Genomic DNA, 13,697 nt, shown 5'->3' with positions numbered 1-13,697 from the left:
AAAGACGTACACAAATTTCTTTTAAAATTTGTGTACGTCTTTTATTTTTAGAATTAAGCAATTTCAACAGAAAGAATTTCAATTTCCATATCAAAACCATTAGGTAACGTTACGGAAACAGTATCTCCAACTTTGTGGCCAATTATGGCAGCCGCAATTGGTGACTCATTTGAAATTTTACCTTCTGATGGATTAGCTTCAACAGCCCCGACAATGCTATATGATTCTGGCTCTTCATCTGGTAATTCTTTAAAAGTGACTTTCTTACCTACTGCGACTTCATCGTCAGCAATTTCTGAAGAATCAATAATTTCAGCATTATCAAGCATGTTTTGTAAGGTCTTGATACGACCTTCAACGAAGGCTTGTTCATCCTTAGCTGATGCATATTCAGAATTTTCTGATAAGTCACCAAAACTACGTGCTAGTTGAATACGTCCAGTAATTTCAGAACGTGTTTCTGTGATTAGTGTGTTTAATTCCTCTTCGATTTTGGCTTTTCCCTCGAGAGTCATTGGAAATGTTTTTTCTTCAGCCATGACTAAGTTCTCCTGTGCATTAAAAATTTATTTAGACTAATGGTATCCCCAAAGTTTCAAGGTTTACATTACCACGCAGACATGCGTGTGTAAAGAGGTTTTCAGCGTTTTAAAACAATGTGTGTTGCCTTTTCTTACTTTCAGACCATTTGAAGCCCATGATAATCAGGAGAAAACCTAATGTTATAATCGTGCCGAGTTTAAACAAAGGTGTTTTAAATTTGAAGGTTACCTGATGATGACCAGGCTCAAGTGGTACGCCGATAAAGAATTTACCAACAGTAACGGTGTCCGTTGCTTTGCCATCAACATAAACTTGCCAACCGGCTGCCTTAGGAATAGTTGTCATCATCATACTATCATTTTTAGGAATCGTAATATCACCACTAATTTTAATCGGTGATTGATGCTTAATTTTGTAAGGATGCTGTTGCAATGATTTTGATTGTCGATTTAATTGTGCTTTATTACCTTGGTACAATGAAACGTTTTGTAACCAAATATCTTTCTTTTTCAGTGAAAGTGTAATTTCCTGAGATTGTCCTTTTGTATCAGCAGGCAGTGGCACAATAATCGTATGGCGATGACTTGGAATAGCAGGCAAGGTTTGCCCATTTAATTGAATTTCCAAATTATCATTCGTCACAGCATTACCTAGTGTCAGATAGTACGGATTATCTGATGTTGGTACATAGGTTAATGTTAATGAGGCACCTTCACCAGCATTTGTCTTTGTTAAATAGGCACCGGTAATAGTTGATGGTGCATTCAAGTTACTTGCGCTTGATTTCGAAAAATTAGCACTCGTAAAAATGGGTTGTTGATTGTATCCATTTAAACTTTCCCACAAAATGTTTTGGTTACGCAAAGGATCATTATCCTTAAATTTGACGTTTCGAACATTATCACTTGCGGCAAATCCCAATGGTAATGCATTCGGGTTCTGGGACAGAATGGCCTGTTTGGTTTGCTTAACTAAACGATACGTGCCATTCGTGTCTGATCGTGAGTATGTTTGCATATTTGTTGGTGTGCCGTTAACAGCTGGTTGACTACCAGTGGGTTGTAGTAGATAACGCATACCTAATAGGGAATCGGTCAGTAATGTACCGCTTGAGTAGGCGATATAGTTATCACCTTCAGGTTGTCCCAGTGCAGCCATAATATCGCTTTGCTGGTGTTCTAATGCCGAACTGAAAGTTGATGCACCATTAAAATTACCTTGGAGTGGATCACCCTTTGTTCGTTGGAAAGATTGTGCGACCCGGTAAAAGTCAGTTTGACTTTTTGGTAAATTCTTTGTTATAGCATTAAGGCTACGAATATATGTTTGATATTCGGTATTGGTAAGGTAACTAAAATTATTTAAGGTCCAAACAGTGCTGGTTGTCATTTCGCCGATTACTAATAAGGTAACGATTGGTAACCAGAATTTAATTTTTGCAGGCATCACGTGTAGTAGTAGTAGAACAATAAAGAAACCACCGCCAATATATAGCTGAGCAGTTGTCAAGAAATTGAGACTCGACATTCGTGAGAATAAGTAAATGAAACCACCGCTAGTAAGGATCAATAATGTTAAAAACTGGAACCAAGATAATCGTAAATACGGTGACCAGACAGATGCAACCAACCATAAAATCCAAAAACTAAACAAATATGAAAAGCGATAGGGATACCAAACGGGAAATTGGAATCCGTGCCAAAGAAGATTTAATGGTGCATACATCATTGAGATAACTAGAATAGCGGTAATAATAAGTGCGGTTAGTCGCGTTTGCCAGCGAATATTTTTTAAGGTGAAGAAAAACCATAGAATGATAATGGGAAGACTACCAATGAAAATATTAGGTAAACCGGTAGGCATTTGTTCAAAGTTGAATGTGCCTAGAAAAAGTTTTCCTATAATATCTGCTGGCTGATAGTCAAACTTCCAACTTAAGTTAGCCAACATATGCTGACCTTTACTGTTCATCAGTGTATAGGCTGTTGGCAACCAGACGAATGTCGCTAATCCAATGCTAATGACACCACCTAGAATGAAACGATGTAACATTATCAAACGTTCTTTTAAGCGATAAGGTTGCCAAGTTAGACGCCAGATAAAATACAGGATCAAGAAGATACCAATCATGTATGCCATATAGTAGTTGATGATAATAACGGCTGTCAGTGCCAGCACGAATGGCCAGCCTTTTTCATGAGTGAGATAGTATTCCAAGCCAGTGACAATTAATGGCAGAAGAATGGCAGCATCTAACCACAATAAGTTTAAATCATTTGCAACAAACCAACCCATGAAAGCATAGGAAATGGCAAATAGTGGTAAGCGCCAGCCAATTTGCCAATGCATTTTGCGTAATGCGAAAGCGAAACTCCAACCAGCTAATCCGTATTTTAAAACAGTTAGCAGGAGGATAGCAGCTGGTAAATGTACATTTGAGAAAGGAAGTAATAAAAAGTTTGTTGGACTTAGTAAATAGTAGGCCCAATCACCGTAAGTCTCACCACCCAATCCCTTAGAAAAATCATAGAAGATTCGCAAAGGATCATGTAAAATCGTCTGACGGAAGCCCGCATAAAAGTCGATGTATTGCTGACCAAGATCGACGGTTAATATGGAACTTGACCCAAATGGTGCCATATGACGACTAGCAAAATAGGTAAGCATAATCACTATCGGTAATAGGAAACTAATCCAAAGTGCCTTGGTCGATGTTCGCCATTTGAGAGGATTAATATTTGTAAACATAAAATAGTTCTCCAAGTTAATTTCAGTTAATACTATTAAAACATAAAAATGACAGGCACTCGACTATGATTTATAATCAGTTGTTAGAGAGTTTTGAAAATCCAGTTGCTCGATTAAGGCTTGGTCGTCCTGATTTATGCTACAATGAGTAGACTAGAGAATGAAGGAAAGGGTTTAGATTATGCGATCTCCTAAACGCCATGGTAGCCGTCGTAAAACCAAAAAGGGTTCAATGTCACGGATACCAGTTCGGCTAAATGTTTTAATGGGTATTGTGATTTTAATGTTAGTAGCATTAGGATGGCGATTGGTTAATTTGCAAATCACGAATAGTGCCAAATATAAAACAGAGGTAACTAGCGCTGAATCCAGCATTGAGAAAACCAACGTGCAACGTGGATTAATCTACGATAGTACTGGTAAAGTATTGGTTACGAATAAAGGTTCACAGGCCATTACTTACACAAAGCCACGGACGATTACAAATAAGCAAATGTATAAAGTTGCTAATCAGGTTGGTAAATATGTCACGATTGATACCAGTTCGGAGCAGTTGTCTGGTGCTAATTTTGCCATGTATTATATCCAATCAACAAAACGTGCTCAAAAAGTTGCAAAAGCTTCTGGTACAGCAGCTGCGCCTGGTACTGATGCCTATGTTAATGCATTGACAAAATATGTTGAAAAACATCAAGATCAATTCACGTTGACTGATGCCCAGTTAAATAGGGCACTAATTTTCCAAAAGATGGCCAATGCTTATTCACTATCGACGGTTTATCTTAAGGAAAGTGATGTCAAGCAATCAGAAATTGCTAACATTGGTGAACGACAATCTAAGATGCCAGGTGTGCGTGTTGGTATTTACTACACACGTGATTATCCTGGTGGTAATGATATCAAGTCATTGATTGGGGCAACATCAACTTCTAAAAGTGGATTACCATCAGATTCAGTTAATGAATTATTGACCAAAGGTTATTCACGTGATGATATTGTTGGTACATCATATTTAGAAAAACAGTATGAAGATACATTAAAAGGTTCTAAGGGTCGGGTTAAGGTCACCACTGGTAAGGATGATAAGACCACAGAAGAAACACTCTATTCTGGTCAAGCCGGTGGTAATCTAAATTTGACAATTAACAATAAATTTCAAAACGATGTGGAACAAATATTAAAGGATAATATTCCTAGCGGGTATACAACAGGTGCATATGCGGTTGTACTAAATCCTAAGACTGGTGGTGTTTACGCATCTTCAGGAATTAATCGTGATTCGTCAACAGGTTCCTTAACATCAGACGCTTTATCAACCGTTAATCAGGCTAATGTTGTTGGTTCTGTTGTTAAGCCAGCAACTATTACAACTGGATTTATGAACAATGTGATTACACCACAAAATAGTACATTGACCGACCAACCAATTAAGGTTGCCGGAACTGCTGCTAAAACATCTTGGTGGAATCAAAATGGTAGTGGTAACATGGCACTAACTGCGGACAAGGCGTTGATGATGTCATCTAATACGTATGTTATGCAAGTTATGCTGAAACTTGGTGGTTTGAACTACTATGAAGGGATGTCATTGGCATCATTACCAACTAGTGTGTTCCAAACGATGCGTGATGGCTTCTCTCGTTTTGGCCTAGGGGTTAAGACAGGTATTGATTTGCCTGGTGAAATTACGGGTATTCGTGGATCAACATCGCGCTCAGATATTGGTAAAGCGTTGGATGAATCGTTCGGTCAGTATGATACCTATACAACAATGCAACTTGCCCAATATGCGGCAACTATTGCAAATGGTGGTTATCGTATTCGTCCACATATCGTACAAGCAATTACGACACGTGATCGAAATAACAATAAAATTACAACGACCATACCGACAGAAGTTATGGGAACGGTGAATTGGACAGCGGCACAGCGTCAGATGATCTGGGATGGTATGAATGAAGTTGTTCACAGTAGTTCGAGCTATGCAACTGGAACTGGACTAAAGAATATTAAACCAGCAGTTTCTGCAAAGACTGGAACGGCTGAGACGTTTACTGATGGACATTCAACGTTGACTAGTTCATTAATTTCATTTGTTCCTAATTCCGATGTTGCTATGGCAATTGTTGTACCTGGTGTTAATCAGGCCAATGAAAATGTTAACCAAAAAATTGCAAAAGCTATTTATGCTGCCTATTGGAAAGATGTACAAGATTCAGGTTCAGCAACAAAATAGTATATAATGAAAGCACTGAGTGAGTACCAATCATCAAGAAAGGGACAACATTCGGTGCTTTTACTATATGGAGGAAATATGACAACAAAATTGGCAATTCGAGAACAAGCTTCAGCTAACTTATCAGGAATGTCTGATATGATGAAAACTTACCTAATGCAGAATATGGTCAAAAAGGTGACGGCCTTACCAGCCTGGCAACAAGCAAAGACGGTTGCATTAACAATGTCGCAAGATGAAGAACTATCTACTGAATTATTAATTCAAATTGCACTATTACAAAATAAAATTGTTGTTTTACCTCGTGTTCTACCCAAGCGACAGATGGAATTTACAACGATAAATCGTGAAACTGTGTATGCTAGACATAAATTTGGTATGTTAGAGCCAGTTGGCGGCCGGATCGTTTCGCCAAGTGAAATTGATTTTGTTCTAGTACCTGGTTTGGCATTTACACGTAATGGTGACCGGATTGGTTTTGGCGGTGGCTATTATGATCGTTGGCTGCCGAAAGTAAAAGCTATCAAAGTGGCTACGACAGTGACAAAAAATTTGTATGAACAACCAATCTGGTCAATTGAAGAAACCGATCAGGTGGTTGATCAGGTAATCGTATTGGATAGAGAATCATGATGAGAAACTTTAAAATAATATGGCAACAAGCGCCAGTAACTATTTCATTAATTGGATTCATGGTTGTCGTTTTTATTGGTGAAGTCGTGGTGAGTGGACAAATGGGCGTTTCAACGCCGACACTCTATCATTTAGGAGCGATGTATACACCAGCAGTTGTAATTATGCAACAATGGTGGCGATTGATTACGGCAGGATTTTTACATGTCACATTCATGCATTTGATTCTCAATATGATAACGCTGTATTATGTGGGACGATTATTGGAACAGTACCTCGGAAGTTTGAGATATTTTATTGGATATATGACTGCTGTTATGATTGGTAGTTTGAATTCATTAGCCTTCGGGTCGATAAATGCGATTTCAGCCGGTGCCTCAGGTGGAATTTTTGGTTTGTTTGGCATGATTTTTCTTTTAGGATTACTGGATAAACAAGGATTTTGGTTAACACAAGCAAAGACGTTAGGCATATTTGTTATATTGTCCTTAATACCAATATTTGGGGGTACAAATATCGCAATAAGTGCGCATATTGGTGGCTTGGCTAGTGGCTTTTTGATTGCACCGCTTCTGTTGCGAAAGGGGCAAGCCACAAGTAAACAAAAGATTGTTGCCATGATTGGATTGATCCTTTATATCGGCGTATTATTAACGGTCAGTTTTGATTACCGTTAAATTGAGGAGTAAAGATAATGAGAACTTTTTTAGATGTTTTACAGCTACTGAAAAAATATGATATTTATATTCATCTAGGTAATCGCTTGTGGGATATTGAATTAGCAGCAATTGAAATTGATAACTTATACAAAGCAGGATTATTAGAAAATAAGAAATATGCACAAATTAAATTAGTATTAACTCATGAACACGAGATGGAAGAGCGTCGTCAAGCGAAAACAGCGCAAGAATGATTTGTAAACGTTTTCACAAATCTATTGTGTAATCGTTTAGATACCGTTATAATGGTACAGAAAGTGTTGGAGATTTTATAATATTTTTTTGAAAAAGAGGTTTTAAATCATGGCAAAAGATAAATTAATTGGTATTGATTTGGGTGGTACCACAATTAAATTTGCAATTATGACGGCAACTGGTGAAATACAACAAAAGTGGTCTATTCAAACCAATATTCTTGACGAAGGGAGCCATATCGTTCCTGACATTATTGAGTCAATTAACTATCATCTTGACTTATATCAATTAGATAAAGATCGTATCATTGGTGTTGGTATGGGAACACCAGGTACTGTTGATGAAAAGAGTGGTACGGTACAGGGCGCATTCAATCTAAATTGGAAAGAACCACAAAATGTAAAAGCAGATTTGGAAGCTGGCTTAGGTTTCCCTGTTGCAATTGATAATGATGCAAATGCGGCAGCACTGGGCGAACAATGGCGTGGCGCTGGAAATAATCAACCAGAAGTGGTCTTTGTGACACTTGGAACAGGTGTCGGTGGTGGGTTAGTTAATGAAGGTAAATTAATTCATGGCGTTAAAGGATCAGCAGGTGAAATTGGGCACATGATTGTCGAGCCTGGTGGTTATCTATGTACTTGTGGTAACTATGGCTGTCTAGAACAATACACTTCAGCAACAGGAATTGTGCACCTAGCACATGATTATGCAGATGCTTATGCTGGTGACTCAAAATTGAAAGCAATGGTCTCAAATGGTGATGAAATTACCTCAAAGATCGTGTTTGATTTAGCCAAGGAAGGCGATTACCTAGCTAATGAGGTTGTTGATAAGGTTGCCTTTTACCTTGGTCTAGCAACAGCAAACATTGCGAATATGTTGAATCCATCAGCAATTGTTATCGGTGGTGGTGTTTCAGCAGCAGGTGAATTCTTACTTACTCGAGTACAAAAAAACTTCAATGATTTTGCCTTTAAGATGACACGTGATGTGACAGAAGTGAAATTAGCTGAATTAGGTAATGATGCGGGTGCTTATGGTGCAGCTTCTTTGGCCTTACAAGCCCAAGCTTAAAAATAAATACTCCTTTGAATAATTTGTAACAAAATGTTACAAATTATTTTTTTGTAAAGATTGCATATTTTCTTAACAAAGTCTTTAAAAGTCCTGATAAACGTTGATATAACAACATTTTGTAGCATAACCTGATTTTCCAGTAGCAAGTAAACCCTAAATTTTTATTAAAATACTGTTATATCAATGTAACTCGGATGTCAAATCAACTTGCTATCATAAAAACATCGCTGAGAGAGCAATCACAAATCAAGGGGAATAAACACATGACTTCAAACGTACAACGTTCAAATAAGGGTTGGCTACTTGCCGCTGCAACTGCTGCTGCCGCCGCAATTTTACCAATGACACAAACAACAACTGCATCTGCTGATGAAACAAAGGATAGCAATGACTCACATGCTTCATGGCGTGCAAAAACTGTTGAAGATGTTAAATCTGTCTTACTAACGGCTGGTAAGGAATACACTGTTCAGTCAGGTGACACACTTTCAACAATTGCCGCTGCGACTGATTTATCAGTTGATGAAATTGCATCAGCAAATGGTGTGTCAGACGTAAATACAATCCACGTTGGCGAAGTTTTGAAGTTGGATGCTTCAGCAACTACAACTAACGATAAGGCAGCAACTAACAATACAAACTCACAAACTCAAGATGTAGAAAAAACTGCAACGACTACGACAGCACAAGCTACAACTACTGAAGTAGCAACACCAGCTGCACCAACTTACAGTACAGCAGGTAACTCATATCCAGCTGGACAATGCACATGGTTTGTGAAGAACGCATTATCATGGGTTGGTAACAACTGGGGAAATGCTTCTAGCTGGGGTGCTTCTGCCGCCGCAGCAGGTCGTGTTGTTAATGGTCAACCATCAGTAGGCTCAGTAGTTGTATTTGGTGCAGGCGTTCAAGGTGCAGGTGCTTTGGGACACGTTGCTGTTGTTGATTCAGTTAACGGCAACTCAATTACAATTTCTGAAGGTAACTACGCTGGTATGGCTTACCATACACGTACAATTTCTGCCTCAGGTTTGACATTCATCCATTAATTATTACCCTTAAATAATAAATGATATTCAAAAGAGATTGGACCAAAAAATTGTTCCAATCTCTTTTTTACTAAAATGAATAAGTTAAAAGCCTGTAATTCTGATAGCATAGACGCGTTCCAAAAGTCTGAAACCTTAATGTAACGCAATTTACACCATGGGTGTCCTTCGCTTCATTACGGTCAAAAATAGCGAAAATCACATGACACAACGGCTTCAAAACTATTTTTGTCGCGATCTTTTTTTAAAGTATTCTAGAATTTTTAAAAGATTTCTGTTCAAATTTTTGATATGATATTATAAGTATGAGTTAAGAAATGAGGAATTATAGCATGTGGATAACGCTATTTACGATTATTTTACTTTGGTTTTTGTGGTACGTTGGTAACAAGTTGTGGACAAACAACTTGTTGAAAAAATCTGCGACAGTTCTTTCATCCGAGGACTTCGAATCACAGAGTCATGGACACGATATTGTTGATATACGTGAACCTGCCAAGTTTAAGTCAAAGCATGTCTTTGGCGCCCGTAATATTCAGTACGTGATGTTGAAGGAAAATCATGCTGCATTGCGTAAGGACAGACCAGTATTCTTGTATGATGAGAATATGCAAACTGCTGCTCGGTTAGCAAATGTATTAAAAAAAGAAGGCTACAACCAGTTGTATGTTTTAAAAAATGGATTTGTTGACTACAAAGGTAAAGTAAAGACCAATCAGTAAAAGTAAAACCAGCTAGATATTGTATTAACTTTATGAAAAAGGTTAATACGCCATCTGGCTGGTTTTTTGTTATCATGTAATTATTAGAAACGGTTACCGTGTGATTGAGCGGCTTTACGAGCAGCCTTACGCTCGGTATCTTCAAACTTTGCCTCTTCATCGGCAATTGGTTTTACTGCAATCTTATGGAAAGTCACAGCAGCAGTTGCTGCAGCCGCGATTGTACTTGCTACTCCGGTAAGAACGCCAACCCCAAATTTTTTCATACGATGATCCTCCAAATTTTTATTAAGATTATTCTAACATATTTAACAGCATTTAATAAATAGAGGTGTTAAAATGCATTTATCAAAACAAACAATCATTGCCCATCGTGGTGTGCATGATCATGGAACATCAGAAAATTCATTAGCTGCCTTCCAGCGCGCAATTGACATGGATGCAGAAGGATTAGAACTTGATGTTCAATTAGCAAATCATCGATTAGTATTAAAGCACGATATAAATGAAGAAGAAACTGCGGATTTAGCGACCTTTCAGGATTTTTTAAAATTAATAAAAGCATCAAAGTATCGTGGCTTTTTGTTAATCGAATTAAAAGGGAGTGAAGGGGCGAAAGAACTTTATCAGCAATTAAAGGAGGCTGCGCTGGACAATAAGCTGATGTTGCAATCATTTTGGGAGCGACCATTACGTGAATGGCGTGCATTAGATAAAGAAATTCCAATTGGTTATTTACGACATTATCCAAATCGACTAAGTTGGCAATTGGCAAGAGATAAAATTATTCAGCAAGTTAACCTAGATTATCGTTATGCACCACTGCGTATATTTTCACCTTGGCGGTTACCAACCTATTGGTGGACAATTAATCGACCAAGTGTGACTTGGCTGTTGATGCATATCGCAGTTTCGGCAATTATCACTGATGATATTAACCAAGCACTGAAATATCGAAGAAGGAAATAAAAATTAATTATGAAAAAAATTGTTGTCATTGTCGGTCCGACTGCAGTTGGTAAAACAGCATTATCAATTAAATTAGCCAAAAAGTTTAACGGTGAAATTGTATCAGGAGATTCCATGCAAATTTATCGTACCTTAGATATTGGCACAGCAAAGGCAACGGTTGCTGAACAATTAGAAGTTCCCCATCACTTAATTAATATTGCAGATCCTGATGAAAATTATTCTGCAGCAAAATTTGTGACTGCTGCACAAAAGGCAATCGCTGATATTAGCAAACGGGGAAAATTACCGATATTAGTTGGTGGCACAGGATTTTATGTACAGGCGTTATTAGGTGATCGGCCATTAGCCAAAACACCTGATATTGATGATCCAGAATTCATACAACATTGGACAGAAATTGCACACAGGGATGGTGAGCAGGTTGTCAGAGATGCTTTAAAAGAAGTTGATGCTGTCAGTGAAGAGCGAATTTTACCAGGACAAATTCGTCGATTGGTCCGTGCACTATTGGTTAGTACTCAGACTGGGCAGCCATTTTCATCATTACAGCCAGAACCCAAACGCCAATATGATGCGTTCATTATTGGTCTGACAACCGAGCGACCGTTATTATATGAACGTATCAATCAACGAGTTGATGACATGATGATGTCAGGAGTTCTAGCAGAGGCGGAATTAGTTTATCATTTACCAGCTGAAAGTACGGCTAAACGAGCAATTGGCTACAAAGAGTTATTCGGTTATCTGACAGGCGATGAGTCTTATACAGATGCAGTGATGAGGTTAAAGCAGGCATCACGTCGTTATGCGAAACGTCAAATGACGTGGTTTAATAACCAGTTTCAGGATATTCACTGGTTTGACTTAGTACAACGACCTGAAGAACTAGACCAAATTATGGACCAATTAGACAATTTCATGTTAGAATAGCTAACATTAATGACCAACAACGTGCACGAGAGTGGTAATATGCTAGTCATAGGGAGGTCAGTGATATGAGTGGACGAGAATTACGACGTGATTTAGCTGTCTTACCAATGAGCGTTGTGCGAGAATTGACGGGTTTAACAGATCGTCAAGTACGTTATTATGACCAGCAGGGGTTAATTGAACCACACAGAGGTGCGGGTAAACAACGTCGTTTCTCATTGGAAGATGTTGATCGTCTGCTACAGATTGCTGAGTATTTGGATGCGGGTTATACTGTTGCTGAAATTCATGAAGTTGATCAAAAACAACAGCGTAAACAAAAGAATACAGATCCTTCCGAGGAAAGTTTACGTCATATATTAGCTGACGAGTTATTAAATATTGGTCGATTTAACGGTCAACAAAGATTTTAAGATGTTGTTATATAGGATAAAGGAGAATTGAACTAATGGTACGTAGAGCATACACAAAAGATGATATTCGACAGAAAATTGTTGATGAAAATGTTGAATTTTTACGTCTGCAATTTTCAGACGTTTTTGGCAACATTAAAAATGTTGAGGTGCCGGTTTCTCAATTAGAGAAAGTTTTAGCTAATAATTTAATGTTTGATGGGTCATCTATTGAAGGTTTTGTGCGTATTGAAGAATCAGACATGTATCTTTATCCTGACTTATCAACATTTATGATTTTCCCATGGGCAACTGATGAACATGGTGGAAAAGTGGCACGCCTTATTGCGGATATCTATACATCTGATCGTGAGCCATTTGCTGGTGATCCACGAAATAATTTAAAGCGTGTCTTACAGCAAATGACTGCGGATGGGTTTACGAAATTCAATATTGGTACTGAGCCTGAATTCTTCTTGCTAAAGATGGACGAGAATGGTAAGCCAACAATGAATTTGAATGATAAAGGTGGTTATTTTGATTTAGCACCTTTGGATATGGGTGAAAATACTCGTCGCGAAATCGTACTTGAAATGGAAAAAATGGGATTTGAAGTTGAAGCGGCCCATCATGAGGTTGCCCCAGGACAACATGAGGTGGATTTCAAGTATGCTGATGCCTTAGATGCAGCAGACAATATTCAAACCTTCAAGTTGATTGTTAAAACTATCGCTCGTAAGCATGGTCTATACGCAACCTTCTTGCCAAAGCCAATTTCTGGTATCAATGGTAATGGGATGCATACGAACATGTCATTGTTTACTGATGAAGGCAATGCTTTCTACGATGAAGATGGTGAATTGCAGTTATCAGAAACAGCTTACCATTTCTTAGGTGGGGTATTAGAGCACGCGGCTAACTTTACGGCAATTACAAACCCAACTGTTAACTCATATAAGCGTTTAACACCTGGTTATGAAGCACCAGTGTATGTTGCATGGTCAGGATCAAATCGTTCACCAATGGTGCGTGTTCCAGCATCACGTGGTAATTCAACCCGACTTGAATTACGTTCTGTGGATCCTACTGCTAATCCATACTTAGCTTTCGCAGCGATTTTGGCTGCTGGATTAGATGGTATTGAGAATAAATTGGAACCAAATCATGCGGTTGATCGTAATATCTACTTAATGGATGATGCTGAGCGTCGTCGTGCAGGTATTACTGATTTACCAGACACATTATTCGAAGCAATTAACTTCTTGGATAGTGATGATGTCGTTATGGCAGCAATTGGTGAACACATGGGTCGGACGTTCGTTGATGCTAAGCGTCTTGAGTATCAAGCTTATCGTCGTGAAGTTTCACAGTGGGAAATTGACACATACCTAGAACAATACTAAAATTTGTTAAAAACTTATAAAAAACAGCGCTAACTTGTCCTCAAGTCGCGCTGTTTTTTAAGTTTAGGTTGT

General features: G+C 38.2%; 14 protein-coding genes. 11 read left to right on the top strand and 3 right to left on the bottom strand.

Features of this window, described 5'->3' with window-relative positions; translation table 11 throughout:
• Positions 1–53: 53 nt before the first annotated feature.
• The gene (gene greA / locus ACQ4QH_RS07750; RefSeq protein WP_439818425.1) at positions 54–539 is read right to left on the bottom strand and encodes a transcription elongation factor GreA; all 486 of its coding nucleotides are present in this window, start codon (positions 537–539) and stop codon (positions 54–56) included.
• Between the two features lie 109 nt (positions 540–648).
• A complete protein-coding gene (locus ACQ4QH_RS07745) occupies positions 649–3,291 on the bottom strand; it encodes a YfhO family protein (RefSeq protein WP_439818424.1) in 2,643 nt (880 codons plus the stop codon).
• Between the two features lie 181 nt (positions 3,292–3,472).
• Between ACQ4QH_RS07745 and ACQ4QH_RS07740 the strand changes: the two genes are divergently transcribed.
• The 7 genes from ACQ4QH_RS07740 to ACQ4QH_RS07710 all read left to right on the top strand — a co-directional run bounded on the left by ACQ4QH_RS07740 (position 3,473) and on the right by ACQ4QH_RS07710 (position 9,928).
• Entirely contained in the window at positions 3,473–5,527 is a 2,055-nt protein-coding gene (locus ACQ4QH_RS07740) for a peptidoglycan D,D-transpeptidase FtsI family protein (protein WP_439818423.1), read from the top strand.
• Positions 5,528–5,605: 78 nt separating this feature from the next.
• The gene (locus tag ACQ4QH_RS07735) at positions 5,606–6,160 is read left to right on the top strand and encodes a 5-formyltetrahydrofolate cyclo-ligase (protein WP_439818422.1); all 555 of its coding nucleotides are present in this window, start codon (positions 5,606–5,608) and stop codon (positions 6,158–6,160) included.
• The gene (locus tag ACQ4QH_RS07730) at positions 6,157–6,837 is read left to right on the top strand and encodes a rhomboid family intramembrane serine protease (protein ID WP_439818421.1); all 681 of its coding nucleotides are present in this window, start codon (positions 6,157–6,159) and stop codon (positions 6,835–6,837) included. Before ACQ4QH_RS07735 ends, ACQ4QH_RS07730 begins: the two co-directional genes overlap by 4 nt.
• Before the next feature lie 17 nt (positions 6,838–6,854).
• Positions 6,855–7,073 (top strand): YqgQ family protein, encoded by a 219-nt coding sequence (locus ACQ4QH_RS07725; protein WP_439818420.1) that lies wholly within the window; start codon positions 6,855–6,857, stop codon positions 7,071–7,073.
• Positions 7,074–7,182: 109 nt separating this feature from the next.
• A complete protein-coding gene (locus ACQ4QH_RS07720) occupies positions 7,183–8,151 on the top strand; it encodes an ROK family glucokinase (protein WP_439818419.1) in 969 nt (322 codons plus the stop codon).
• A gap of 266 nt (positions 8,152–8,417) precedes the next feature.
• Positions 8,418–9,206, top strand: coding sequence for a CHAP domain-containing protein (locus tag ACQ4QH_RS07715; protein WP_439818418.1), 789 nt, complete (start codon positions 8,418–8,420; stop codon positions 9,204–9,206).
• A gap of 332 nt (positions 9,207–9,538) precedes the next feature.
• Complete coding sequence (locus ACQ4QH_RS07710; protein WP_439818417.1) at positions 9,539–9,928, top strand: rhodanese-like domain-containing protein; 390 nt, start codon at positions 9,539–9,541, stop codon at positions 9,926–9,928.
• Between the two features lie 83 nt (positions 9,929–10,011).
• On the opposite strand, the gene ACQ4QH_RS07705 is transcribed toward ACQ4QH_RS07710, so the two are convergent.
• Positions 10,012–10,194, bottom strand: a complete 183-nt coding sequence (locus ACQ4QH_RS07705) for a DUF3042 family protein (protein WP_439818416.1) — start codon at positions 10,192–10,194, stop codon at positions 10,012–10,014.
• A 73-nt stretch (positions 10,195–10,267) separates the two neighbouring features.
• On the opposite strand from ACQ4QH_RS07705, the gene ACQ4QH_RS07700 reads away from it, so the two are divergent.
• The 4 genes from ACQ4QH_RS07700 (at position 10,268) to glnA (ending at position 13,625) form a co-directional block, all read left to right on the top strand.
• Positions 10,268–10,897 carry a glycerophosphodiester phosphodiesterase gene (locus ACQ4QH_RS07700; RefSeq protein ID WP_439818415.1) on the top strand — a complete coding sequence of 210 codons (630 nt, stop codon included), beginning with the start codon at positions 10,268–10,270 and terminating at the stop codon, positions 10,895–10,897.
• A gap of 9 nt (positions 10,898–10,906) precedes the next feature.
• Complete coding sequence (gene miaA / locus ACQ4QH_RS07695) at positions 10,907–11,830, top strand: tRNA (adenosine(37)-N6)-dimethylallyltransferase MiaA (RefSeq protein WP_439818414.1); 924 nt, start codon at positions 10,907–10,909, stop codon at positions 11,828–11,830.
• Between the two features lie 65 nt (positions 11,831–11,895).
• The gene (locus tag ACQ4QH_RS07690; RefSeq protein WP_002827800.1) at positions 11,896–12,243 is read left to right on the top strand and encodes a MerR family transcriptional regulator; all 348 of its coding nucleotides are present in this window, start codon (positions 11,896–11,898) and stop codon (positions 12,241–12,243) included.
• A gap of 35 nt (positions 12,244–12,278) precedes the next feature.
• The gene (gene glnA / locus ACQ4QH_RS07685; protein WP_150191420.1) at positions 12,279–13,625 is read left to right on the top strand and encodes a type I glutamate--ammonia ligase; all 1,347 of its coding nucleotides are present in this window, start codon (positions 12,279–12,281) and stop codon (positions 13,623–13,625) included.
• The last annotated feature ends 72 nt before the right edge of the window (positions 13,626–13,697 follow it).

Source organism: Weissella paramesenteroides, assembly GCF_051903945.1.
Lineage (GTDB): Bacteria > Bacillota > Bacilli > Lactobacillales > Lactobacillaceae > Weissella > Weissella paramesenteroides_A.
Note: the sequence above shows the minus strand (reverse complement) of the source record. Positions and strands in the feature narration are given on the sequence as shown.